Source organism: Streptomyces sp. RFCAC02 (assembly GCF_004193175.1).
GTDB lineage: Bacteria > Actinomycetota > Actinomycetes > Streptomycetales > Streptomycetaceae > Streptomyces.
This window is the reverse complement of the sequence record NZ_SAUH01000001.1, coordinates 317,779-339,724: the sequence shown is the minus strand read 5'-3', so window position 1 is coordinate 339,724 and position 21,946 is coordinate 317,779. Positions and strand designations below refer to the sequence as shown.

Annotated in this window: 28 protein-coding genes; 12 read left to right on the top strand and 16 right to left on the bottom strand. The window is 71.0% G+C overall.

Annotated elements, in window-relative coordinates:
- Positions 1-162: 162 nt before the first annotated feature.
- From EMA09_RS01510 to EMA09_RS01435, 16 genes are all read right to left on the bottom strand, one after another.
- Positions 163-1,023 carry a hypothetical protein gene (locus EMA09_RS01510; RefSeq protein ID WP_129838115.1) on the bottom strand — a complete coding sequence of 287 codons (861 nt, stop codon included), beginning with the start codon at positions 1,021-1,023 and terminating at the stop codon, positions 163-165.
- Positions 1,024-1,042: 19 nt separating this feature from the next.
- Positions 1,043-2,833 carry a type IV secretory system conjugative DNA transfer family protein gene (locus EMA09_RS01505; protein ID WP_240796186.1) on the bottom strand — a complete coding sequence of 597 codons (1,791 nt, stop codon included), beginning with the start codon at positions 2,831-2,833 and terminating at the stop codon, positions 1,043-1,045.
- Positions 2,834-2,885: 52 nt separating this feature from the next.
- A complete protein-coding gene (locus EMA09_RS01500; protein ID WP_240796185.1) occupies positions 2,886-3,671 on the bottom strand; it encodes a DUF317 domain-containing protein in 786 nt (261 codons plus the stop codon).
- On the bottom strand, positions 3,668-4,057 hold the full coding sequence (locus EMA09_RS01495) for a hypothetical protein (protein WP_129838113.1): 390 nt from the start codon (positions 4,055-4,057) through the stop codon (positions 3,668-3,670). Before EMA09_RS01495 ends, EMA09_RS01500 begins: the two co-directional genes overlap by 4 nt.
- A 33-nt stretch (positions 4,058-4,090) precedes the next feature.
- On the bottom strand, positions 4,091-4,486 hold the full coding sequence (locus EMA09_RS01490; protein WP_129838111.1) for a hypothetical protein: 396 nt from the start codon (positions 4,484-4,486) through the stop codon (positions 4,091-4,093).
- A 6-nt stretch (positions 4,487-4,492) separates the two neighbouring features.
- Positions 4,493-5,200, bottom strand: a complete 708-nt coding sequence (locus EMA09_RS01485; protein ID WP_129838109.1) for a hypothetical protein — start codon at positions 5,198-5,200, stop codon at positions 4,493-4,495.
- Between the two features lie 43 nt (positions 5,201-5,243).
- The gene (locus EMA09_RS01480) at positions 5,244-5,666 is read right to left on the bottom strand and encodes a hypothetical protein (protein ID WP_240796184.1); all 423 of its coding nucleotides are present in this window, start codon (positions 5,664-5,666) and stop codon (positions 5,244-5,246) included.
- 181 nt (positions 5,667-5,847) lie between these two features.
- Positions 5,848-6,255: a hypothetical protein gene (locus EMA09_RS01475; protein WP_129838107.1), complete on the bottom strand. Its 408-nt coding sequence runs from the start codon at positions 6,253-6,255 to the stop codon at positions 5,848-5,850.
- A gap of 168 nt (positions 6,256-6,423) precedes the next feature.
- Positions 6,424-6,822 (bottom strand): hypothetical protein, encoded by a 399-nt coding sequence (locus tag EMA09_RS01470; RefSeq protein WP_129838105.1) that lies wholly within the window; start codon positions 6,820-6,822, stop codon positions 6,424-6,426.
- A gap of 33 nt (positions 6,823-6,855) precedes the next feature.
- Positions 6,856-8,337, bottom strand: a complete 1,482-nt coding sequence (locus tag EMA09_RS01465; protein WP_129838103.1) for an ATP-binding protein — start codon at positions 8,335-8,337, stop codon at positions 6,856-6,858.
- Entirely contained in the window at positions 8,334-8,768 is a 435-nt protein-coding gene (locus EMA09_RS01460) for a DUF6238 family protein (RefSeq protein ID WP_129838101.1), read from the bottom strand. The genes EMA09_RS01465 and EMA09_RS01460 overlap by 4 nt, the downstream gene beginning before the upstream one ends.
- Positions 8,765-10,234 carry an SCO6880 family protein gene (locus EMA09_RS01455; protein WP_129838099.1) on the bottom strand — a complete coding sequence of 490 codons (1,470 nt, stop codon included), beginning with the start codon at positions 10,232-10,234 and terminating at the stop codon, positions 8,765-8,767. The genes EMA09_RS01460 and EMA09_RS01455 overlap by 4 nt, the downstream gene beginning before the upstream one ends.
- 83 nt (positions 10,235-10,317) lie before the next feature.
- Complete coding sequence (locus tag EMA09_RS01450; protein WP_129838097.1) at positions 10,318-11,619, bottom strand: ATP-binding protein; 1,302 nt, start codon at positions 11,617-11,619, stop codon at positions 10,318-10,320.
- A gap of 69 nt (positions 11,620-11,688) precedes the next feature.
- Entirely contained in the window at positions 11,689-12,363 is a 675-nt protein-coding gene (locus EMA09_RS01445; protein WP_129838095.1) for a hypothetical protein, read from the bottom strand.
- Positions 12,363-12,665 carry a DUF6112 family protein gene (locus EMA09_RS01440; RefSeq protein ID WP_129838093.1) on the bottom strand — a complete coding sequence of 101 codons (303 nt, stop codon included), beginning with the start codon at positions 12,663-12,665 and terminating at the stop codon, positions 12,363-12,365. Before EMA09_RS01440 ends, EMA09_RS01445 begins: the two co-directional genes overlap by 1 nt.
- Before the next feature lie 70 nt (positions 12,666-12,735).
- A complete protein-coding gene (locus EMA09_RS01435; protein ID WP_240796183.1) occupies positions 12,736-13,740 on the bottom strand; it encodes a C40 family peptidase in 1,005 nt (334 codons plus the stop codon).
- 377 nt (positions 13,741-14,117) lie between these two features.
- Between EMA09_RS01435 and EMA09_RS01430 the strand changes: the two genes are divergently transcribed.
- From EMA09_RS01430 to EMA09_RS01375, 12 genes are all read left to right on the top strand, one after another.
- Positions 14,118-14,873, top strand: coding sequence for a site-specific DNA-methyltransferase (locus EMA09_RS01430; RefSeq protein WP_129838089.1), 756 nt, complete (start codon positions 14,118-14,120; stop codon positions 14,871-14,873).
- A gap of 108 nt (positions 14,874-14,981) precedes the next feature.
- Positions 14,982-15,602, top strand: coding sequence for a DUF4913 domain-containing protein (locus tag EMA09_RS01425; protein ID WP_129838087.1), 621 nt, complete (start codon positions 14,982-14,984; stop codon positions 15,600-15,602).
- A complete protein-coding gene (locus EMA09_RS01420) occupies positions 15,599-16,051 on the top strand; it encodes a hypothetical protein (RefSeq protein WP_129838085.1) in 453 nt (150 codons plus the stop codon). Before EMA09_RS01425 ends, EMA09_RS01420 begins: the two co-directional genes overlap by 4 nt.
- A complete protein-coding gene (locus EMA09_RS01415; RefSeq protein ID WP_129838083.1) occupies positions 16,048-16,434 on the top strand; it encodes a DUF3631 domain-containing protein in 387 nt (128 codons plus the stop codon). The genes EMA09_RS01420 and EMA09_RS01415 overlap by 4 nt, the downstream gene beginning before the upstream one ends.
- Positions 16,431-17,168 carry a hypothetical protein gene (locus EMA09_RS01410; RefSeq protein WP_129838081.1) on the top strand — a complete coding sequence of 246 codons (738 nt, stop codon included), beginning with the start codon at positions 16,431-16,433 and terminating at the stop codon, positions 17,166-17,168. The genes EMA09_RS01415 and EMA09_RS01410 overlap by 4 nt, the downstream gene beginning before the upstream one ends.
- Entirely contained in the window at positions 17,165-17,878 is a 714-nt protein-coding gene (locus EMA09_RS01405; RefSeq protein WP_129838079.1) for a hypothetical protein, read from the top strand. The genes EMA09_RS01410 and EMA09_RS01405 overlap by 4 nt, the downstream gene beginning before the upstream one ends.
- A 131-nt stretch (positions 17,879-18,009) precedes the next feature.
- A complete protein-coding gene (locus EMA09_RS01400; RefSeq protein WP_129838077.1) occupies positions 18,010-18,417 on the top strand; it encodes a hypothetical protein in 408 nt (135 codons plus the stop codon).
- Between the two features lie 23 nt (positions 18,418-18,440).
- Complete coding sequence (locus tag EMA09_RS01395) at positions 18,441-19,268, top strand: winged helix-turn-helix transcriptional regulator (RefSeq protein ID WP_240796609.1); 828 nt, start codon at positions 18,441-18,443, stop codon at positions 19,266-19,268.
- Positions 19,265-20,077 (top strand): DUF317 domain-containing protein, encoded by an 813-nt coding sequence (locus EMA09_RS01390; protein ID WP_129838073.1) that lies wholly within the window; start codon positions 19,265-19,267, stop codon positions 20,075-20,077. Before EMA09_RS01395 ends, EMA09_RS01390 begins: the two co-directional genes overlap by 4 nt.
- Positions 20,078-20,263: 186 nt before the next feature.
- Positions 20,264-20,617 carry a DUF317 domain-containing protein gene (locus EMA09_RS01385; RefSeq protein ID WP_240796182.1) on the top strand — a complete coding sequence of 118 codons (354 nt, stop codon included), beginning with the start codon at positions 20,264-20,266 and terminating at the stop codon, positions 20,615-20,617.
- Position 20,618: 1 nt separating this feature from the next.
- Positions 20,619-20,864 carry a hypothetical protein gene (locus EMA09_RS01380; protein WP_129843772.1) on the top strand — a complete coding sequence of 82 codons (246 nt, stop codon included), beginning with the start codon at positions 20,619-20,621 and terminating at the stop codon, positions 20,862-20,864.
- Between the two features lie 116 nt (positions 20,865-20,980).
- On the top strand, positions 20,981-21,652 hold the full coding sequence (locus EMA09_RS01375) for a DUF317 domain-containing protein (protein WP_168220618.1): 672 nt from the start codon (positions 20,981-20,983) through the stop codon (positions 21,650-21,652).
- Positions 21,653-21,946: the final 294 nt, after the last annotated feature.

Genomic DNA, 21,946 nt, shown 5'->3' with positions numbered 1-21,946 from the left:
GCACTGGACTGGACGCTCGCGCCGAGAGAAAAGGCACGGAAAACAGGCTGTTCGGGCAAGAAGAGATCCAGAGGAAGAAGGGTGAGTTGTCGGAGGGCCGACCTGGTACTGGGCGCGCAGGTTCGGACCGGACGGGCACGGCTCGTCCGCTGAGGCAGGGGATTACTGCGCGCGTCCGGCGCGGGGCCGGAGCGCCGACGCTGCTGGAGTGAGCGCGGTGGTGTTCGCCGGAGCGGCACGGTGATGGTCGAGCGCCCTGCGGCCTTCTGTCGTGAGGGCGATGCTCTTGCCCTCGTACAGTGATGTGCGGTTGTCGACGCGGATGAGGGAGCGGGTTTCCAGGGCGCGGAGTGTGGCCTGGGTGATCCGGGTGCCGTCTGCTGTGGAGACGCGGGCGGTTCCCGGCCGGCCGGTTTCCCGCAGGCGTGCGCCGCCGCGGGCGATGGCGTTCAGCGCCGTGTACTGCGGCTCGGTCAGCCTGGCCGGCGGCGACAGGTCGGTTGCCCGGTGGGAGGCGGTCGTCGTGGCCGTCGTGCTGGTGGCCTGGTGAACGGCGGCGGCCGTGTATTGGATCGCAGTCGCGCACAGGGCGAGCTGGTCGGCGGCGTCGGCGAGATACCCGGCGACGGATGGTGCCGTCTTCTTGTGCCGGGCTACGCGGGCCGCGGTTTCGTCGCTGGCGGGGCCGTGCGGGGTGGCGTGGCAGGGGTTGTCGGCCAGGGCGGCGGCGAGGTCGGCGCCGGCCAGCGCGGCGGACACCGTGACGGAGGCGAGTGCGTCGAGGGTCTCTTGGCTGCCGGGGACGGTGGTGTAGGGGCTGGTGGCGAGGGTGCGCAGTTGGGCGAGGAGGCGTCCGGTCGCCTGTTGCACGTCCTGCAGCGGTGGGGAGATGACGTCGAGAGCGTCGGTTGCCGGGGTGATGGTGAGGTTGCGGACCCGGTAGCACAGGGCATCGAAGTCGACGGCGAGCTGCCGCAGGTCGCGGACGGGGTCGGTGAAGTCGTTCACGGGCGTCTGTTCCATGGGGCGTCAGGGGTGATGGTCAGGCTGCTTCCCGTGGCTGGTCGGGTGGGGGAGCGGTCTTGGCGATGGCTCGGGTGGTGATGTCCTGTGAGGCGGTGGTGGATGCGGTGGCCAGGGCGTCGGCGTCCGGTTCGAGGTACCAGGGGCGCAGAGTGAGCATGGCTGGGCGCATCCCGGTGGCGAAACACAGTGCGGTGCCTTTGGGCAGGGCACGGATGGCGTCGGCCGGCAGGATGCGTTCTTGCCGCGTCGAGATGCTGGTGGACTTCCCCGAGTCGGACTGGGACGTGGAGGTTGTCTCGACGTCGTGGTCGCCGATGAGCCTGCTGAGTTTGTCGGCGAAGTCGGGGTCGTCGATGCCGCTTCCGATGACCTTGACGGTGGCGGCGGACCACATGGCGTCCATCCCGGCGTCGCCCCAGACTTTCTGGCCCTGGCGGTAGGACTGCAGGATGGTGATCGGGATGATCCCGCGCGACCCCAGGTGCGAGTAGAGGTCGGGGAGGTCGGAAATCTTGCAGACGTTGGCGGCCTCGTCGAGGATCGCGAGCATGGGCGGGTCCAGGCGTCCGCCGGTGCGTTCGGCTTGGGTGGTCGCGGCGCGCATGACGGCGTCGGCGCAGGCCGCGATCAGGGCGGACGCTCCACCGCCGCCGTCCTTGGACAGCAGGTACAGGGTGTCGCGGGAGCTGACGAACGTCTCGGGCCGGAACTGGTCGGCGTCCGGCTGCGGGGTGACCCAGCGGGCGGTCTCCGCGTTCAGCAGGGCGGCCGCGTACTGCCGGGCCGTCTCGTAGATGCCGTCCCTGGTTTCGGGCGGACCCTCGACGGTGCCCTTGAGCTGGGCGGCCACCCCGGCGAAGTCGTGGTCGCGCAGGATGTCCAGCGGCGTGCGGTCACCGGGGAAGGCGAGCCAGCCCATCACATCGGTGATCGGCCGCCCGCCCAGCGCGGCGGCCAGGAAGAGCTGCGCGAGGATGTTCGAGCCGGCCTTGGACCAGAAGTCGCCCTGCTGCGACGCGTCCACCGACGCGGCCAGGAAGTGGCCGGCGAGCCGGTTCGCGCCCTCCAGCGTCGTGGCGCTCTCCAGCGGGTTCCACCACATGGTGCGCTCCGCGTGGGCGATCTGCTGCGGGTCCAGCGTCCAGGCCCGCCCCACTTCCGCCCGCGCCTGCAGAGTGGCGGTGTAGGCGTCGCCGGCGGCCTTGTTGGAGGTGAGCAGGACCGCGCCGGGTGCGTTGAGGATCGAGGGGATCGCCAGACTGGTCGTCTTCCCCGACCGCGGTGCCATGATCGCCACGGCGACGTCCTCGAATCCCATGCGCACCTCATGGCCCGTGCCCTGCAGATTGCCCAGCAGCACGCCGGTGTCCCGAGCGGCGATGTGCCGGACGTGGCTGAGGCTCGGCCGCAGCGACCGGGCCTTCGCGGTGACGGCCTTGCGCAGCAGCGGCTCGACGTCCATGGGCGTGGCCATGTCCGCCACCGGCCCGCGCCGGCTACGCCGCATCCGGTGCGCCCACCATGCGCATGCGCCGGCGCCGGCGGCCAGGGCGACGGCGGGGATGATCAGCGCGCCGATCAGCAGGGCGGTGGGTCCGGTGCGGGGCCACAGCTGTTCGCGGTGCAGGAGAGCGTCGGCCGGCAGATACGGCGCCCACGGGTCGGCGCCGGTGAGCCGGGCGGTGAGATTTCCGCCCAGCCAGGCGAGATGGGCCAGCGGGACGGCGACGGCCACGGTGGCGAGCAGGATCTTGAAGGCGATGTCGTAGCCGTCACCACCGCCGCGAGCGGACAGGGAAGGAGCCAAGAGGAAGAGCTTTCGGGCTGGTGTTCAGCGGGCCGGGCGTGCGTCCCGCCGGTCAGCGCCAACGGCTGCTGGCGGGGCGACGGGTTGGCCGGGCGGGGGGCGTGTTACGTGCCCAGGTGTCGGCGCGGGCCGTGGTGATCCGGTGCTGCTGCCACCCTCCGAGTTGCCGCGGAGTCAGGGGTACTGGTTCGGCGTGCAGGAGGGTGCTGGGCGGGAGGTGGTTGTGCGGGCGCAGTACGGGGTCCGGTGAGGTGAGTGCCACGGTGAACGCCGTCACGAGGTGGCTCGGTGTGGTGGGGGTGAGCACGGCTTCCCACGCGACGCCTTGGTCGCGTACGCCGGTCCACCAGATGGGCTGGCCGTGGGCGTCCTTGTGGTAGCGGAACCGCGCGGTCGCGTCCGGGCTGGTCGCGGTGTGCTGGGTGCGGTGCTCGATGCGCCAGCCGCCGTTGCGCAGGGGCGTCCAGGGATTGGCGGGGTGTGTGGCGTGGGGCCGGGTGAGGCCGTCGGTGAGCCCGGCGATGATCTCCACGGGGGTCTGCCGGCCGAAGGTCGCGTGCCACGCTTCCTGGCCGGCCGTCGGCCGGCCGGAGATCGTCCACCCGCCGGGGATGGCCTCCATGTCGTAGCCGACGCGGACGGTGCGGTCCGGGCTTTCCAGGGCGAGGCAGCCGGTCGTGGGGCCGTGCGGGCGGAGCGTCTTCCAGCCCGATGCCCGCAGGAAGGCGGTGACGTGGCCGAGGTCGCCCCCGCCTGCCAGGTGGCGGGGAGAGACCAGGTAGTGGAGCATCGTCTGCTGCTGATCGTGCTGTCCCCAGCCCGGCCAGTCCCGTTTCACCGGTGCCTCCGCACAATCAGGGGCGATGGCTCGGACGGTCGCTGGGATGGGGAGCCGGTCGCCGGGGTGCGGTTGGCGGCGGTGCGGAGAGCCTCGGCGTGGGGATCGAGGTCGAGGGTGGTGTCGTGCAGCTCGTTCGACGCTCGGCCCAGTGCGAGCCATACCTCGGCGGGCAGCGTTCCCCGTTCGGCGTGCGGGCGGACCCGGTGGGAACCGGTGGCCATGAGCGTGGCGACGCGCCCGAGGATGCCGTCGTCGGCGTCAAGGAGTGCGCTGATGATCCGTACGGCGTCAGCGGCCGGGGCAGTGATCAGGTGTTCGTTGAGCGCACTGAGGTCGTGGGCGATGGAGTCGGCGAGACGGACGCCGTCCCGGGAATCAGGCATGCTCCTCCAGCATGTCGGGATCGGAGGGTGACGTCAGCGGTGCCTCGCGGGCGGGAGCGCGGGACCGGCCGGACCATGCGGTGCTGGTACGGGGTTTGGTCGGCGTCGGGTTTCGGCGAGAGCGTCGTTGAGTGCGGTCCGGGAGAGGAGTGCCCGGTCGATGTGGGTGACGTGGCCGGCCGCGACGAGTCGCACACAGGCGCGCGCCAGGAGCTGCTCGACGTCCTGTTCGCCGAGTGCCGCAGGGACTTCGTGCCAGGTGTAGACGGGGCCGGACGTTGTCACGCCCTGTCGCTCGAATCCCAGTGTGTCGAGGAGGTCGAGGAGACTGGGCGGGGCGCCGGTCGGGGTCTCGACGCGGATGGTCCGGGAGAGCGGCACGCGGTAGATCTCCACGTCGGTTCCGTTGTCGTCAGCGCGGTTGCTCATGCGCGTTCACCGGTGCCGCAGTGCGGGGGAGGACGCGGTGCGCGCCGGCGCCGTCGGCTCGGGTGGCGCTGTTCGGATGGCGAGGCCGACGCCCAGTTCGGCCAGGCGGGTGGCGGCGTCCCGTACGGCGGCGGCCTGGCGCGCGCTGTCGGCGCCGGGGAGTACGAGTGTGCCGTCGCGGGGTTCGAAGCCGGAGCGGATGAGGGCCTCGGTGACGGCCGCCGGACGGGCGTGAACCCGCAGGTCCCGCCCCGTCCACGTCAACATGACCCGGTCGGTGTCCGTCTTCACCGCCATGGCCTCGCCGGCACGCCGTACCTTCGCGAGTGCTACGTCATAGCGGGGGAGCAGGTCCGAGGTGATGGATGCGGCGGCGAGGGCCGGGTCGTCCGCGCTGATGGCGATGCCGTCGGGTTCGCGGACACCGCGGAACGCTTCCGGCTGCACGCCGGCGGGGGCCATCGCGGCGGCCAGGAAGCCGCGGCCGTGCTCGATGAGGAACAGACGGCGCGGAACGTCGCCGTGGAGGACAGCGCAGTGCTCGACGCGGCGGCGGGCCAGGGCGTCGGCCATCAGGTCGAGGTCCCACACATCGTCGGTCAGTGTCGAGTCCCGATCGCCTGTCAGGTCGTGAGTGGTGGCTTGCCAGTCGCCGGGCAGTTCCTCGGCGAGGATCTCCGCGTAGGTGGTGAGATCGGTGACGGGTTCGGGCATGGTCTCCTCGGTGTCGGGATGAATGAACGGGTGCAGCGGCGCGTCAGCGGTCGGCGATGTGCACGAGCTGGTCGAGGGAAGTCCGGGCGTACCAGCCGGCATCGACGACGGCCTCACGTGCGGTCCTGGGACGGAGATGTTCCTGCAGCGCCCTGAGATGGATGAGGCAGTCGGCGCATCGGCGCCGCACGTGCACGAGGTAGCGCGGGTGCGCGGTGACGTAACTGTGCTGACCGCCGTCGGGATCACGCAGCCGCCAGCCGGCTTCGTCGGTGGGGGTGTGCCAGGACGGCGCGACCACCCGCATCGCATCCCCCCACAGCTTTCCCCGCGCCACGCCCCGGATGACGACGATCTGTTCGCCGGGCCGGAAGTGCTCGTGCGTGATGTCCCTGTGCGGCGTGAGCGGATCGGGAAGCACACGGCGCGTGGTCGGGATCTCAGGGAGAGGCAGTGGATCGATCACGGGATTTCCTGGTGGGAACCGGACAACGACGTGTTCAGGGTCCGGTGGTGCGCCGGTTTCCCCAACCGGTGTCTGTCGGGTAGGTGCCTGCCAGGACCGGAGATCACTGCCGCGACGTGGCTGCGGTGAGGAAGGCGTCTGCCCGCGAGGCCGCTTGTCCGGCCACTTGGTCGCTTCGCGTTCAGTGTCGGTGTGCGGTCCGGGAGGTGGGTTCCGCACGGGCAGGTGTCGCCTTGCCGCGTCCGGCTGAGGGAGTCCTGCGGGCGGGCGCCCACCGTGCCGGATCGTCGCTGAAGGGGGACAGGGGGTTGGTGTCCCAGGGGGCGAGGGCGTTGTAGCCCTCGGGGAGGTGGATGACGTGGATACCGGCCGGCCGCAGCAGGTAGGCCCACTCCAGTCCTTCCGTGTTCGCCTCGGTGGTGGTCATGCGCTGCGGTGGTGTCCCGTCCGGTGTGTGGAGGACGAGGTGCTGGCTCGGGTGGGGGCTGTCGATCAGCCGTGTCCTGACCTCTTCGGGGGCGCCGTCCAGGAGATCGGTGCCCAGTGCCTCCCACCCGACGGCGACTTCGTCGATCAGGTACCGGGACATGGCGTCGAGGTCGTTGTTCCACCGGTGGTTGTAGGCGGTGAGCAGGAGCGGGAGCTGATGGCTGGGGTAGCCATCGAAATGGCAGTAAATGCCAGTGAACCCGTTGTTTCCGTTGGGGCGGGCGATGACGGATCGTGTGGACAGAGCAGGGCCTCCTGGGGCGGGGTGTCAGCGGCGGCGGGTGACGGGAGCCGCTGTGCGGGGAACGGGCGGGGGCTTCGTGGCGGCTTCGGCCGGCGCCTGATCGTGGGGGCGCTGCGGGGTGGCCGTGCCGAGTGAGCGGAGACGGCGGACGGGTTCTTGGAGGTCGTTGCCGAAGTCGCGGAGAGCGGCTGCCGCGTCCTGGAACTCGTAGTGCAGGTCGAAGCCGTCGTCCGCCTCCAGCCCTCTGGCGTGCTCGGCCGCGGCCTCGAAGAAGTCGGCGAGACGTTCGAGCAGTCCGGTCTCCGGGTGGATGACGAGGCGGATCAGGTCGGCGGCTCGTACGGTGTCGGTCGTGGCGTTGAGTGCGTCGGTGAGGTCGGGCACGCGCTCGTGCGGGGCTTCGTGGCCAACGGGAAGATTCATGGGCCTGCTGCCGGTCGATGGGGCACGGAGGGCTCAGTGCATGCGGGTGTCGGTGTCGAAGTATTCGGCTTCGGTGGGGTGGAGGAGGTGCTGGACGATGAAGGAGCGTCCGGCGACTTTCCACAGGCCGCGGCCCCGGTTGAGGTGGGCGATGGCGTCGGTCTCGACTGTGGTGAGGCCGAGGAGGTCGGCCGCGGCGTGGAGCTGGTCGGTCTCCTGGCGGTAGATGATGCGGGTGGAGCAGTCGGCGAGCAGTCCTTCGGCGAGTGCTCGGGGCGCTGTTCCGGCGTCGCCGGCCGTCAGCAGGTCGGAGAGGCGGTGGATGATCGCGAGGTTGGCGATGCCGAGTCCGCGGGCGAGTTTCCACTGGGCCTGCATGTGGTGCAGGAGGCTGGTGTGTCGCATCAGCCGCCATGCCTCGTCGTAGATGATCCAGCGCCGGCCGCCGTCCGGATCGGCCAGGGCGGCTTCCATCCACGCTGAAGCGCAGGTCATGGCCAGCACGAGGGCAGTGTCGTCGCCGGTGTTGCCGAGGCGGGAGAGATCGATGGTCAGCATCGGGGCGTCCGGGTCGAACCGGAGGTTGGAGGGCGCGTCGAACATGCCGGCCAGGTCTCCCTGGACGAGGCGGCGCAGTCCGTGCGCGACGTCCCGTGCCGCGTTCGTGAGCTGTCGGGAGGCGTGCTCGTCGTCGGGGTCGAGCCGTCGGCTGGTGAGGACGAGCGCGACGTCGCCCAGGAGCGGAGGACGTCCGGCGCGTGCGGCGTCGGCGACGGCGGTGTCGAGGGCGACGTAGAGGGCCGTGTGCTCCATGGGCAGCAACTCCCGGGACAGGACGGTGCGGGCCAGGGAGGTGAGCAGCAGCAGGCGGCGGCTGCGGACTTCATCGGCCCAGTCGGCTTCCGGGACGCCGGCGGGGCGCGGGGCGGTGTCCAGCGGGTTGAGCCGTCCCGGCTGGCCGGGGCCGAGTGCGATGGTGGTACCGCCCAGAGCGGCGGCCACGGGCGTCCATTCGGCCTTCGGATCGCAGGGGACGTAGACGCGGTGGCCGAAGGCGCTGCTGCGCAGGGCGAGGCTTTTGGCGAGCGCGGATTTGCCCTGGCCGATGACGCCGGCGAGCAGCACGTTGGGGTTCGTGAAGCCGTCGATGGTGCCGTAGAGGCGGAAGGGGTCGAAGCAGAAGCTCGCCTCGGCGTGGACGTCGCGCCCGATGTAGGTGCCTTCGCCGCCCAGGCCGCCTTCGGCGAGGAACGGGTAGGCGCCGGCGGCGATGGCGGTGGTGAGGTGGTGGTCGGGCAGCCGCAGTGTGCCGGCGCGGGCGGAGTCGGGGCCACGGCGTCCGCCGGGCGGGTGGACCGGCGGGGGCAGGGCAAGCGCCGTGCCCGTCGTGGTTGTGTCGGCGGCCCGGGAGCGGGCGGTGGCCTGGGCGAGGAGGCGGCGTGTCGCCGCGCGGGCCGTCCTGCCGTCGCCGCGGGGGACGAACAGCGGGGCGGCGGTGCGGGAACGGTGGGTCACCGGGGCGGTCCTTCGCGGGTCAGGTCCGAGGGAGTGGTGTGGCGGCGGACGGCGTGGCTGGCCGAGAGATGGCGGCGGCAGATGGTCAGTAGGGGCGGGCCGTCGGCGGGTGCGGGGAGGTGATGGAAAGCGGCGTGGATGCCGGTGGCCGCTTCCCACAGCCGGTTGCGGGCTTCAGCGACGGACCGGCCGGCTGCGGGGTGCTGGGGCCGGACGGTGTTCGTGAGGTGGTCGAGCAGCCGCAGCAGTTCGACGAGGTGGGCGTGGAGTTGGTCGAGATGGTCGCGGGTGGCCGGATCGGTGCCTCGCCGGGTGAGTGCCCGGGTGTGGTGGCGGATGCCCGCGGTGGCGGCCCGCAGATAGAGATCGGCATCGTCCGGATGGGCGGAGGCGACGGGAGTCCTCCTTTCTGCCGGGACATGGTGGTTCACGCGGCGGTGCGGGCCAGGGGCAGCGCGGCCAGGAGGAACGCCTCGGCCTGCTGGTAGGAGAAGCGCCGCAGGTCGATCTGAGCGGCGACGGCGGCGGTTTCGATCTGGGTGCAGGCGGCGTCCAGCGCTGTGTCGTCAGGTGCCGAGATGGTCAGCAGGCCGGTCAGCCCGACGGAGGCGTGCCCCGCGATGAGCTGCCGTTCGCGGCTGATCACGTCCTGGTACTCGACGTCGTCGGCCTCGGCGGCGACCTGTCCGCGGCGGGCGCGTTCGGCGGCGTCCGCCAGGATGCCGGCCTTCGTGCGGCGGATGTCGCGCAGGGCACGGTCGAGATCCTGCGGGGTGTGGATGAGGGACAGGCAGCGCCGCACGCCGCCGGTGAACAGCAACCCGTGCAGGAACGAGGCGCCGGTCTCGGTGCGGGGCCAGTTCTCCACCCAGTAGGTGACGTGCCGCGCGGTGTCGGTGGCGAGCCGGTCGTGCTCCTCGATCTGCACGACGGGTCCGGCGGCGGCCGGATCGGCTTCCGTGCGGCCGGAAGGGGACCACTGCTGGAGCGCCGTACGGGCGGTGGGGTCGTAGGCGCTGCGGATGACGCCGGCGACCTGCGGGGCGGTCAGCCAGCCGGTCACCGTCAGTCCGGCGTTCCGGACGGCCTGGGTGACGCCGGCGGTGGTCTGGGACAGCACGGTGAACGCGCCGCCCAGGCCGCCGCCGGCCTGGCCGATGAGCCGCCGGGCCGCCTTGAGGTCCAGGGCGACCGCGAGATACGTCTCGTGAGGAGCGGCGGCCGGTCCGGCCGCGGCGACCAGTTCGCCGTAGATGTCGGCGGCCGGGCCGGTGTGGTGCCCATGGCGCCTCCAGTGGCGGGCGACCGCGTCACCGGTCGAGTCGGGGACGGTGCGCTCCAGCACCTGGATGGCGGCGATGTGCTCCGTGCGCGCCAGGCTCGCGAGCACGCGTCCCCACCCGGCCACGTGCTGGTGCTGCGTGGCGGGATCGAGCAGGACGTAGGCGCGGGAGGTGACCCGGGCGATGGCGACGAGGACGCGCCGGTGCGGGTCGTACACGGCGGCGGCCTGGTCACCGGGGCCGGAGGGGCTGAGGACCTGGAGGGAGGCGGCGCTGCCGGGCAGGTGCAGCAGCCCTTCGCGGCGGGGCCGGGTGACGGGGCGTGCCAGCCACCGGGTCTGTCCCGTTCGGCGCCGCAGGGCATAGCGGGCGATGACGGGGAGCCAGTCGATCAGCGGGCGTCCCGAGCGGCGGACGGTGACCAGCGTGGCGACCGCTGCCCAGACGGGGCCGAGGGCGACGGCGCTGAGGAGGCCGGCGGACAGCAGGGTCAGCAGCAGGAGCGCCAACGCTGATGCGGCGAGGACGAGTTGGGGGAGGGAGAGGCCGTAGAGGACTCCGCGTCTGGGTCGGTGCGGGAAGACGACGGTGGGAGGGGCGAGCTGTTCGGGCAAGGGAGAACGGTTCCGGGCGAGGACGGGCGGGGCGGCACGCGGACGGGTCCGTCATGGCGTGCCGCCCCCTGGAAGGTGCCGGGTCAGGTGCCGTCGGGCGGGGGCCCGGCAGGTCCGATGGGACCGGGGCTGGATGGACCCGGGGCCGGCTGCGGACGGGACGCGGCGCCCGGGGAAGGCGCCGGGGCGCTCCCGCGGGGGCCGGTGGGCTCGCGGGAGGAGGGCGTTACTTCCGGCCGGCGGCGCCCGGAGTTCCGGCCGGGTAGCGTGCCGGCTCCCTGATCGACGTCGGGCGGCATCGCGGCCTTCGTCATGCCGACCGCAGCTCCTTCGCCGCTGACATGTGCGGTGGCGGCGGGAGAACGGGGGAAGGTCCCGGTCGGAGAGTCCGGCCCTTGGGGTGCGGTGCCGGAGGCGGCAGCCGCACCGCCGACGCCGCTGGCGGCCAGGGCGGCAGCGCGCCGGCCGACATGGGAGGCGTGCTGGCGGGCGACCTGTGCGCCGGAACCGCCGGCGCGGTGGATGTCCTCGCCGCTGGTGCCCTCGGAGGCCCAGTGGACGAACCGGAAGGTCGCGTACGGGCACAGCAGCACGAGCGCCATGATCACGGTGCCGGCCAGGACGTCGGCGAGGGCGCCGATTCCGCCCTCGGCTACGCTGCTGCCGATCGCGCTGATGCCCAGGACGAAGATGACCGTCATCAGCAGTTTCGAGACCACGAGGGTCGCGGTGGCCTCGATCCAGCCCCGGCGCCATCGGCGGGCAACTTCCCAGCCGCCGCCGGCTCCGGCGAAGACGGCCAGGGTGACCAGGACGAGGATCCCGACCTTGCGGACCATCATCACGCACCAGAACAGTGCGGCGCCCAGGGCGGCTGCCAGGGCGGCGAAGACCGCGACCAGCCAGCCCAGGTCGGTGAGTCCGGTGATCTGCCCCACCGACACGACGCGGCGTACGGCGTCGGAGACCGACTGCCCGGATGCGGTGAACAGCCCGTCGCTGAGGGCGTCGGTGACGTCCAGGGCGACGGTGGTCAGTGCGATGGCGGCGAAGGAGAACAGGACGCCGGTCACCGTGCCGGTGAACGCCTGGGCGAGGGCCTGGCCGTCGCGCCGGAGCGCCGCGCGGGTCAGCTGGGCGCAGAAGGTCGCGACGATCAGGACGAGGCCGATCGGCAGGAGCATCTGGTAGTTGTCGATGAACCACTGGGCGCCGAGATCGACATGGGTGGTGGCGTCGACCGCGTCGGCGGCCAGATCGGCGGCCGCGGCGGCGAGTTCGCCGGCGCTGTCGGCCATCCACTCGCCGATGGCCTTGCCGGGATCGGCGGCGAATGCGGCGGCGTCGCCGACCGCGTCGGCGGCCCCGCCGATCGTGTCGACCATGTCACATGCCGAGCCGACGAGAGGAAGATCGCAAAAACCCACGCGCTTCCTTTCTATGTGTGGGTCCGGTCAGGACATGACGGTGGGGGAGACGGCGACCAGGGCGCAGTCGTGCGACGGGCGGCACTGGACGGCCAGGGTGATGGCACGTTCCTCCGAGCCCGCGGCTTCCGTCCCCCCGTCCGGATCGGTCCAGGCGATGCTCTGGGTTCCGTTGACGGTGACGGCGTAGATGTACGCCTCGGTGATGCCGGCGGGGTGTTCCGCGAGTGCCTGCTGGAACGCGGCGGGGAAGTGACCCTCGGGCTCGCGGGCAGCGGTGTGCTGGTCGGAGTCGGCCATGCGGGACCACAGCACGGCGTCAGGCACCTGACCGGCCACGGAAGACCAGTCGGCGTAGCGTTCTTCGCCGGTCATCCACTGTGCCAGGGCGGCGAGGTGCTGCGCCCGGGTCGTCGTGCGGGTGTCGTAGGACCACAGTGCGGTAGCTGCCGCCTCCGCGAAGGCGATGGGCTCGTCGATGTGCGGAGGGCGCGGAAGGCCCTCGGCGGTCGAGGGTGCGGACGGCGACGGAGTGGCCTGCTGGGCCGGTGAAGGGCCGCCGTCCGCCTCGTCATGGCCACCGTCGCCGGTGCGTGCGGTCAGGAACGCGGCGCCGGCGGTCAGGGCGAGCAGTGCGGCGAGCGCGAGCGCGAGCAGCACGACGCGCCGGTTGATCCGCGTGCTGGCGAGGGGGTTGCGCATCAGTGGACCTCCGTGCCGAGTGCGGAAAAGAAGGCGACGATGCCGTTGGCGGCGCCGAGACCGAGCGCGGCGCCGGCGGCTACGACGGCGCCCTTCTTGCCGTTGGCCTCGGCCTGATGGCCGCCGGTGTGGTGGCCCCAGGCCCACACACTCAGGGAGACGGCGAGGGCACCCACGACGGCGAGGATGCAGAACAGGTTGATGCTGTTGACGACCTCGCGCAGGACGGAAAGCCCCGGCAGGCCGCCTTCGGCGGGCGTAACGCCCGGGTCGTACGCGAGGGTGGAAAGGGGAGCGGGGATGGCAACTCCTTGCGGGCCAGGGCCATGTCGTCGGCCTGGCGGGAGAGCGGGATGGGAGAAGAGGGTGCTGTCAGACGACGTGGCGCACGACGAGGACGTCCCAGTCCTCCAGCGGCGTGATCCGTACGGGTTTGCCGGTGCGCGGTGCCTCGATGACGAGTCCCGCGCCGATGGCCATGCCGACGTGTTCGGGCCGTTCGGCGGTGCCTCGGCTGAAGACCAGGTCGCCGGGAGCGATGTCGTCGGGGGAGACGGCCTCGCCTTCCGTCACCTGGGTGTAGGTGGTGCGGGTGAGCGATACGCCCGCGTGGGCGTACGCCTGTTGCACCAGGGAGCTGCAGTCGCAGCGGGCCATGGGGTCGGGGCCGTGCGGGTCGGTGCACGTGCCGCCCCACTGGTAGGGGGTGCCGAGCTGCCCCATCGCCCAGACGATCGCCGTTCGTGCCGCCGGACCGGCGCTTGCGGGGATCGCGTACCCCTCGGGCACGGTCCCTTCGGGGATGGTGTCCCAGTCGGTGCTGTCGCTGTCGGGGCATGCGGCGCCGTCGGACTCCACGGCGGTCTCCGCCAGGACTTCCTGCAGGGCGGTGGCGAGGTCTTCCCACTGGGCGTAGGCGTCCGGATAGGCGGATCGCTGTACGGCCTGAGCGGCCTGCGCGACGGTGAGCTGCTGCCAGCCGTCCACCTGCACCAGCGCCTCGTAGAAACGGGTGCTTGCCGAGGCGGGTTCGAGGATCTCCTCAGCCGTTCCCCAGCCCTGGGAGGGGCGTTGCTGGAAGAGGCCGAGCGAGTCCCGGTCTCCGTAGGGGAGGTTGAGGAGCCCGGACTCCTGCATGGCGGTGGCCAGCGCGATGACCTGCCCACGGGCGGGGATGTCCAGCAGCCGGCCGGTGGAGACGATGACCGAGGCGTTGGCGACCTGCTCGTCCGGCTGGTCCAGCTCGGAGAGCTCCTCGGCGATCGACGCGGCGTCGAGGGCGTCCTGGCAGGCCGTGGGCGACGCGGAGACCGCCGCGTGGCCGGCGAAGGCCACGAGTGCCGTCCCGGTGATGAGAAACGGGGAAAGAACGAGCACCGCCGTTCCGATGAGGACGCCCTTCACGCTGTCCCGTCACCGGGCGGCGGCAAGAATGCGGGAGCGATGGAAGGTGTCACGGTAATCCTCGGAATGAGATCGGCGGCGTCTGTGGCTTCGGCACAGACGCCCGGTGCGTACTGGTGCAATCCCCGGAGCACGGGGCGCCGAGTGGTGCAAGCACCGTAAGGACGGTTCACCGGTTGCCGAAATCAGCCGGATGAAGCGAAGCGCGGCCCGACGGCCGATGAGGCCCGACCGGGGATCCGGCCGTAAGGTGACCGTTCCCTTTCTCGTCACCGTTCCCGAAGCAGGCAGTCTTCCGGGCGGGAGGGGAGGGAATCGCCTTACTCTTTCCCGAAACCCGCGAGGTGTCTTTGTCTTTTTCTCTCCATCATGGTGACGCGCTGAACGTGCTTTCCGGGCTGCCCGACGCTTGCGTGGACAGCGTCATCACCGATCCGCCCTACAATTCCGGCGGCCGCACGGCGATGGAACGCACGTCTCGCAGCGCACGACAGAAGTACAGCAGCGCCGAAGCCAAGCACCGGCTGCCGGACTTCACCGGCGAGAACATGGACCAGCGCTCCTACGGCTTCTGGCTGACCCAGATCATGACGGAAGCCCACCGTCTCACCCGGGACGGCGGGACAGCGCTGCTGTTCAGCGACTGGCGGCAGCTTCCCGTCACAACGGACGCGATCCAGGCAGCCGGCTGGCTGTGGCGCGGGATCCTCGCCTGGCACAAGCCCACGAGCCGACCGCAGAAAGGCCGGTTCACGCAGAACTGCGAATTCATCGTGTGGGCCAGCAAGGGCGCCATCGACGGGGACCGCAACCCGGTCTACCTGCCCGGCCTCTACAGCGCGTCCCAGCCGTCCGGAAAGGCGCGCTGTCACATCACCCAGAAGCCGGTTCCGGTCATGCGTGAGCTGGTGAAGATCGCGCCGCCCGGAGGGACAGTGCTCGACTTCTGTGCCGGCAGCGGCTCCACCGGTGTCGCCGCCCTGCTCGAGGGGCGTGACTTCATCGGCGTGGAAAAAACAACGCATTACCACGAGATCGCCGCTCGGCGGCTCGACGAGACGCTCCAGCAGACCGGAGATCCCGGGGACTTCGAGTTGACGAGCTGACAACTCGCATTGTCGTGGCCGCATAGCAGAGGCGGCCCGGTTGGCGAAATCGGGTCCCGTGAAGACCCTGGGCAGCGGACGATCCCTTCCTGGAATGGAGGAATTCCCTTGCCCGAACCGACCCAAGCCGAAAGCGGAACGGCGCGGCCCGTACGCATTCCCGAGGCTGACCTGGAGACGATCGAGGCCAGCGTGCGCAAGCTGCTGGACCGGTCGGCCGAGCAGGCACGCCGGCTCGACGCGCTCGCCGAGGAGAACCCGGTCCCGTTCGGAGCCGTGGGCAGGCGCCTTCCGTCCGCCCCGGTGCCGGCCGCCCCGCCGGAGCCGCGTCCGATCCTCGAGCTGGACGGCCCGGAACTCGACGACGAGATCGACGCCCTGACGGGCTGGGTGGACGGGTTCCTGATGCCCACCCACGGCGCCGAGGTCACCACCGCGTCACCCTGGTGCCGGCGATGGCAGGAACACCAGGACGTTCTCGCCTGGCTGCACGCCCTGTGGCTGGCCTACCAGCAGCACGCCGAACCCGAAGCCGGACCGGCCGGGATGCTCGTGTGGCACCGCGACTTCCTCACGCACACCATGGCGGTGATCCGGGCGCCCGGCGGGCCGCTGTCCGCCTGCATGACGGACCCGGACCGGCCGGCACACCGCCTCCTGCCCCGGCCCCAGCCCTCGACGCGCACAACGGACAGCGGCACCGACGAGGAAGACGGGGACACCCGGTGACCGGCAGCGAGCTGTTCGCCCTGTCATTCGACCCTCGTGCCCTCTCCGACCTGCTCCAGGCCCCCGGAGACATCCGCGACCTCGCCCTCGCCCAGATCCAGGACGCGGTCAGGGCACAACTCGTCGGCCGCCGTCTCCACGACGACCTGACCGGGTACCGGAAGCTCTACGTGGACTCCCGCAACGCCTGGCGCACGGTCTACACCCAGCGGCCGGCGCCCCGGGGCTCCGCCCGCAGGGTCGAAATCCACGTGGTCGCCTTGCGGCCGCGCGCCGGATACGACATCTACCGCACCGTCCGCGAGCGTCTCGGCCTGGCGCACCCGCCCGTCGGCCCACGCCCCACGGCAGCCCGCACGCGCTCCCCACAGCGTGCCGCTCGGACCGGAACCGAGTCGCGTATTCAGCTTCCCGCTCCACCCGCACGCCAGAAAGGCCCCCTTCCGTGAAGTCACCGATCGTCCTGATCTGGCCGGAGCCCGGCCAGCGCGTCGTCCTCGTCGCCGAAACGACGCACGCGACGCCCCGCTGCTCCTGCACTCAGGCCGGGCGAACCGATTCTCCGGAGCCCATGTCGCTCCTGGACGCGTGCCTCACCGCGTTCTCGACCGCGGGCGATCCTGCCGCCATGGCCTCGGCCGATCTGGTGGCCGGTCTGCGGCACCTGCCCGGAACCGCCGAGGGGCGCTGGCTCTACCGGGACCTCACCCAGCAGCGCCTCGCTCACCTGCTGGCCCCCTACCGCATCCACACCAGGGACACCCGGCTGGGCAACGGACGCCGCCTGAAGGCGTACCACCGTGCGGATCTCGCTGCCCTGGGCAGGCGATGACGGGATCTTCCGGAGGGCGGGCGCCCGGTGCGGTGGAGACGGCGCTGGACGCACAGATTGCCGAGGCGGCCGGCTGCACGGCCGGCGAATTCCTACGGCTGCTGGAGCGCGGACTGCTGGACGGTCCGCGCCTGCGCCTGGCGAATGCCTACCGCCAACTCCTCGAAGCCGAGAAGACGGTCACGTATCAGCTGGCACTCGTGCATCGCCTGACGTCCACGGGGCCTGTCGACCGTTTCCTGCTCACGCGGGTCGACCGTGCTGTCGGGCATCTGCGCGACGCGGCGCGTGACCGGGACGTCCGGCAGGAAACGACGGTCGCGGCCCTGGCACGGCTCGGAACGGTCCCGGAGCGCGGCCCGCGCCCGCCGGGTGAACTGTCGGCCAGGGATACGGCCGCCCTGATATGCATCAGCCGCGGCCAGGGAACCACACTGAGGGAGAACGCCCTCACCCACCGGCTCACCGTCACGACCACGACAGGAGAGTCCCTCTCGCCGGCGCAGGTGCACGACCTGCGAAAGGCGGGGCTGGTACACCTGAACACCTCGCGGACGCTCCTCGCCGGACAGTCGGTCACCCTGACCGCCGCCGGCCGCCACGCCCTGCTGGCAGCCCTCCAGCCGCCGCGCCCGACGAACGCGGCCCCCCGACCTTCTCCAGGGACCTGGCCCCTCACCGACCGCCCCATCAGCGCAAGTCCCGGGCCGGGACGCATCGGGAAGCGGAGATGACCGACTCTCTCGCACTGTCCGACCGGCTTCGTCTGGACGGCTATGAACCGGCACGCGGGGAAGCACCGGGCGAATGGGAATCCCAAAGTTTCGACCTGGACGTTCTGGCCCAACATCACACGGCGGATGACGCACACAGCTACTTTCTCCTGCACGACACTTCCGCCACCTGGGGCTATCCCGGAATGCCGCAGATCGCCGCTCTCCACCTGACGCGGGACCCGGCGAGCATGACATTCTGCTCCGACTTCGTCCGGCTCCCCCTCCCGGCGATGGCCCAGTCATGGCTCATCGCCCGGGGATGCCCGGCCGATGCGATCCAGCTCGGCGAACAGGTCGGCACGAGCGCCGCGGACGATGTGACCCGAGCACTCGAAACCCGGCTGACCTCGGACGGCGATCGGTTCGCGCTGCTCCACAGTTACACCGAAGACTCCGAGCCCGTGCGGATCGCCGCGCTCCTGCGAGCCGTCGACGGGAGCCGCCCACCCTTCCGGATCCTGCTGGAGACGACCGACCTGCAGGCAGGCACCCACACCCTGCGCGAGGCCCCGTTCGCCACCTACGAGGCAGCTACCCAATGGTGGGAGAAATACTGGGAGGGCGAGGTGACCACTCTCCCTGATCCCGCACAGACCACGTCTCTCACCCTTCGGCCGAGCGAATACCCACCGGGCTGCTCCGCCCCGCCCGGACCGAGCCGTCGATAGCAGCGACTTAAGTCGCACGGCCGGTTAGCGAAATCGGCACCGATGCAGACGATGGTCCCGTAATTCCCCCGTTCTGCCGTCGCTGCCATCTCCGTGTTCCGCGACCAAAGACCTGGATCCGAGGCTGCGCCTTGCCCGTCACCCACGAGAAACCCTCCGTCGAGGCCGTCGTCGAGCGGATCGAAGCCCTCTGGGGCCGGCCGATCGCCGAGCTGCGCGCCGAGGCCGAGCAGCGTCCGGAGTCCATGCTCGCCGCGCTCGTCGAAGGACACGACGCCCTGCACCTGGCGGACAGGGCCATCGACCAGCAGCGTCAGCGACTCCACGAACTCACCTCCCCACAGCGGACGTTCGACGGTGCCGACACGGGCCACATCCTCGACTGCTCCCGCCGCATCGCCGACTTCACCGCGATCCGAGACACCCACATCCAGGTCCTCACCGCCGTCCTCCGTGGCCTGCGCCGCGTACCGGAACCCACCGCTCCTGCCCCGACCCGCCCCGCCTCGCCGACCCGCTCGGCCGCCCCAAGCCGCTGACCCCGAGGAACAACCACGTGGCCATGAACGACCCCGACCTTCGCAGAGTCACCGAGACCGTCGCCATGCTCAACGCACGGTGGACCGTGTGGACGCTGATGACCCTCGCCCCCGGCCCTCTGCGCTACACCGAGATCAAGACACGACTGCCGTGGCTCGCAGACGGCCAACTGCACCCACGCCTGAACAAGCTGGCCGCCTCCGGCCTCGTCGAACGCGTCGAACACCGCTCCCATCACGTCACCTACGGCCTCACCCAGCGCGGTGCCGACCTCCGCCCCGCTCTGTCCATACTCGCGAAGTGGGGGAGCGAGCACCTCGAAAAGCCCCTCGCCCCCGACGACGCCGGAGCGCTGCGCCCCCGGCCCGTCCCCGCCGCCGAGGAAGCCGAGGACACCCTCGCGCTCATCTCCGGCCGGTACGCCACCCCGATCCTGTGGACGCTCAAAGCCCGGGGCGCCACCAGCGGCCCGGCCGTCACCGCGGCCGTGGTGACGGCCGGGCGCACCACCACGGCCTACCCACAGTTGCGGCAACTCGAGGCCGACGGACTCGTCGAAGAGGCGGACGACGGCCGTTTCCGCCTCACGGCTACCGGGCACGCATTGGCCCCCGTCTACCAGGGCCTGTCCACCTGGGCCGCCGGCCGCCCGGTCGGCAGCCGACCGGATCATCCTGTCTGGCCGAGCCATCAGCCGCCCGCCGTACCGCGCGTCCGTACCGGACTGACCGTCACCCCCTCCGCCGTAGCACCGACCGTCCCCGCCTGGCGGCCCGGGGATCTCTTCTCCCACCGGCCCGTTCCACCTCCGGCCCGCGCCGCCGTCTCCACGACTGGACCGCGTCGATGAAGTACGACCTGGACGGGGACGTCTACGTCTCCCCCCGCCACCTCGCCGGCACGACTGGAATAGGAGACCCGGCGCTCACCCCCCTCACCGATGCCGGTTTCCACCTCACCCACGACGAACTCGGCAACGCCTACTGCTCATCACCCGACCACCGCGTCCGCCTCGGCTTCCTCCCCGAAGGAGCCGACGACGGGCTGTGGCGTATCACGGCCGCCGCCGAGCCGTTCGACGTCCCGGCGTGGGCCGTCAGTTTCAACGACGCCTGCCCCACCGAATTCGTCACGGCGTTCACCACAGCGCTGGCCCAGGCATACACCGACGGACCTCATGCCTACCTCGCGCCGTGCCACCTGGATATGTCACCCCCCATCCGACCGCTGCTGGAGCAGCAGTGGAGCTACGGAAGCGACGACGTGACGCTCGTCTCCCTGCATTCCCCCGACCGTCTGGCCAGCCTCCAGTACAAGCGATGGCCGTCGAACCGTACGGCCGAGCTGACAACCCTCGATACCAGATGGCTGCTCCAAGGCGGACCGACAGGCAGCCGGTGGTACGCGAGCGCATCCTCCGCCACACCCGTCGAACTCGTCACCGCCATCACCACGTCCGTGGCGGATCCGGTCCCCCTCCTGCGTTGGAAGGAATTCCTCGCCCGCCCACTGAAGGCCGTCGCGCAGCTGACCCCGGTGCAGCCGACTCCGACGCCCCTCGACATCGCGCGCTCCACCCGCGGAGCCACGCCGCCCAGCATCACTCGCTGGAGCACCGCGACACCTCCTCGCCAACCGTCCACAGCACCCAGACGCTGACGGACACGAGTGCCCGAAAAGGGCGCGGTCGACAGAATCGCCATTCTGTCGACCACGCCCTTTTCCCATGCACGCAGGCAGTGGGAGTAGTTCGCTTCGGGCAGACGGGAACGATCTGGCCGAAAGCCGCAGCGCATGTCAACCTCGACCTTCCCTGCCGCAAACCGAGAAGGAGAGGTACCGCCCTTGCCGAACGAAACCACAGCGAAAGACGGCGTCCCACGGCGAAGGCGCTGGAGCCTCGACCCCGGCGACCCGGCGCTCGTCACCGACCAGTTCGCCGCCGACGACTTCGCCCTCGTGGTCGATGACCGGGCGGACACCCACATCAGCAGCCGGGACGGCAGGTGCTACCTCGGCTGGTTCCCGGCCGGCCGTTGCGGCAGCGGGGAGGGCTGGGTGCTCGCGGTGACCGGTACCGCCTCCCAGCCCGGGTGGAAGGTCACCTTCGCCCCCTCGACCCCCGCCGAAGTCGTCGCCGCGGCGGTCGCCGCCACCCTGAACGCCCCCCACCCCGAGAGGGAAGGCAGCAGTGACTGAGATGACCGCGGGAGACCTCGCTGCCCAGCTCTCCGTCCTTCCCCCGGACACGCCGGTACGCCTGGCGCTCAACCCCTTTTTCCCCATGGCCCACCGCATCGGCGCACTCGTCGCGAGCCATGACGAACACGGCCGGGCCATCGCCTTCGTCGCCCAGTACCCCGACGACGAATCGGACACCCACCTCCCACCCGACGTGGCGGAACGGCTGATGTGGCACCCGCCCACTCCCACACCACCGCGCTGATGAACCCGCCGGCGCAACCGGATCCCGGCGTACGGCCATGAGCACCTGGAGGCGACCTGGACACACACTCGACTCCTGACCCGCCCCCCGAGCGCCCCGCGACCCCGGTCTACTGGGTGACTCCCCGTCACCTCGCCGGAGATGACGGGACGCTCGCCACCACGGTGGGCGAACACCTGGCCGACAACGGCTGGACCATGTGGCCCACCGCCCACGCCACCCTCCTGTACCTCAGCCCCGACGGCCTCACATCCGCAGAGTGGGTAAAGGCCGGCTACCCGATCGAAATCGGCGCCCTTCCCGTGGCCTGGCAGATCTCCGCCCGCAGCCACACGCATACGGCTGCGACCGAATGGAGCGCCTACTTCACCGAGGGAATGCCCTTCGAGGCACTGATCGGATTCCTCGACGCCCTCCAGCCCAACGGGCCGAGCGAGGGCAGCGCCGGAGACGAGACAGTTCTCACCGCCCTCACTCGGCTCGGCTGGGAACGCGATATCGACTACCCGGACGCTGCTTCACCCCCCGGACTGACAGCCACCGTCTCCCTCGAATCGGAGCCGCCGCTGATCCGTGCATCCGACCCGCGCGAGACACGCAGAGGCTGGCAGGCATGGGCGGAACCAGCTATCGGAGCCTCCTACCTCTGGTGCGCCTGCTTCTCCGCCGGCTCACCCCCAGACCTCGTGGCCGCCTTCGCGACATCCCTCGCTTCACCCGAGCCCGTCCCTCGGCGCACCCTGCCGAGGAGCGCACAGGGCCATCTCCGAATCGTCCACCGCACATGAGATGGATCGATCGCCCAATAGCACTCGGTGCCAGCCGTGAGCGGCGCCGCCGTCCACATGCGGTGTATGTCGTGTGCAGGTGCGTAGGCGTCGACGCGAGGGTGTGGTCCACTCCGAGTGACACGGCGAGTGACACGGCCTACCGAACGTCCGAGGTGGAGTGGATGCGGTCCACCTCCGGCAGAGGCGAATGAAATGGGCGAGAGTATGCCGAAATGATCATTCGTATGCAGAGGGGCGCTGGTCGGTGCATACGTGCGGTGAAAAGCCAAAGCGCCTTTATGTCTGTATAGC

Excerpts from the sequence above, each read along its gene's own strand:
- EMA09_RS01510 (WP_129838115.1), bottom strand. The coding sequence starts at position 1,023 with ATGGAACAGACGCCCGTGAACGACTTCACCGACCCCGTCCGCGACCTG.
- EMA09_RS01445 (WP_129838095.1), bottom strand. The coding sequence starts at position 12,363 with ATGCGCAACCCCCTCGCCAGCACGCGGATCAACCGGCGCGTCGTGCTG.
- EMA09_RS01475 (WP_129838107.1), bottom strand. The coding sequence starts at position 6,255 with ATGTCCCGGTACCTGATCGACGAAGTCGCCGTCGGGTGGGAGGCACTG.
- EMA09_RS01450 (WP_129838097.1), bottom strand. The coding sequence starts at position 11,619 with ATGGTCGACACGATCGGCGGGGCCGCCGACGCGGTCGGCGACGCCGCC.
- EMA09_RS01395 (WP_240796609.1), top strand. The coding sequence starts at position 18,441 with ATGAACGACCCCGACCTTCGCAGAGTCACCGAGACCGTCGCCATGCTC.
- EMA09_RS01410 (WP_129838081.1), top strand. The coding sequence starts at position 16,431 with ATGACGGGATCTTCCGGAGGGCGGGCGCCCGGTGCGGTGGAGACGGCG.
- EMA09_RS01470 (WP_129838105.1), bottom strand. The coding sequence starts at position 6,822 with ATGAATCTTCCCGTTGGCCACGAAGCCCCGCACGAGCGCGTGCCCGAC.
- EMA09_RS01485 (WP_129838109.1), bottom strand. The coding sequence starts at position 5,200 with ATGCCCGAACCCGTCACCGATCTCACCACCTACGCGGAGATCCTCGCC.
- EMA09_RS01490 (WP_129838111.1), bottom strand. The coding sequence starts at position 4,486 with ATGAGCAACCGCGCTGACGACAACGGAACCGACGTGGAGATCTACCGC.
- EMA09_RS01405 (WP_129838079.1), top strand. The coding sequence starts at position 17,165 with ATGACCGACTCTCTCGCACTGTCCGACCGGCTTCGTCTGGACGGCTAT.
- EMA09_RS01495 (WP_129838113.1), bottom strand. The coding sequence starts at position 4,057 with ATGCCTGATTCCCGGGACGGCGTCCGTCTCGCCGACTCCATCGCCCAC.
- EMA09_RS01390 (WP_129838073.1), top strand. The coding sequence starts at position 19,265 with ATGAAGTACGACCTGGACGGGGACGTCTACGTCTCCCCCCGCCACCTC.
- EMA09_RS01380 (WP_129843772.1), top strand. The coding sequence starts at position 20,619 with ATGACCGCGGGAGACCTCGCTGCCCAGCTCTCCGTCCTTCCCCCGGAC.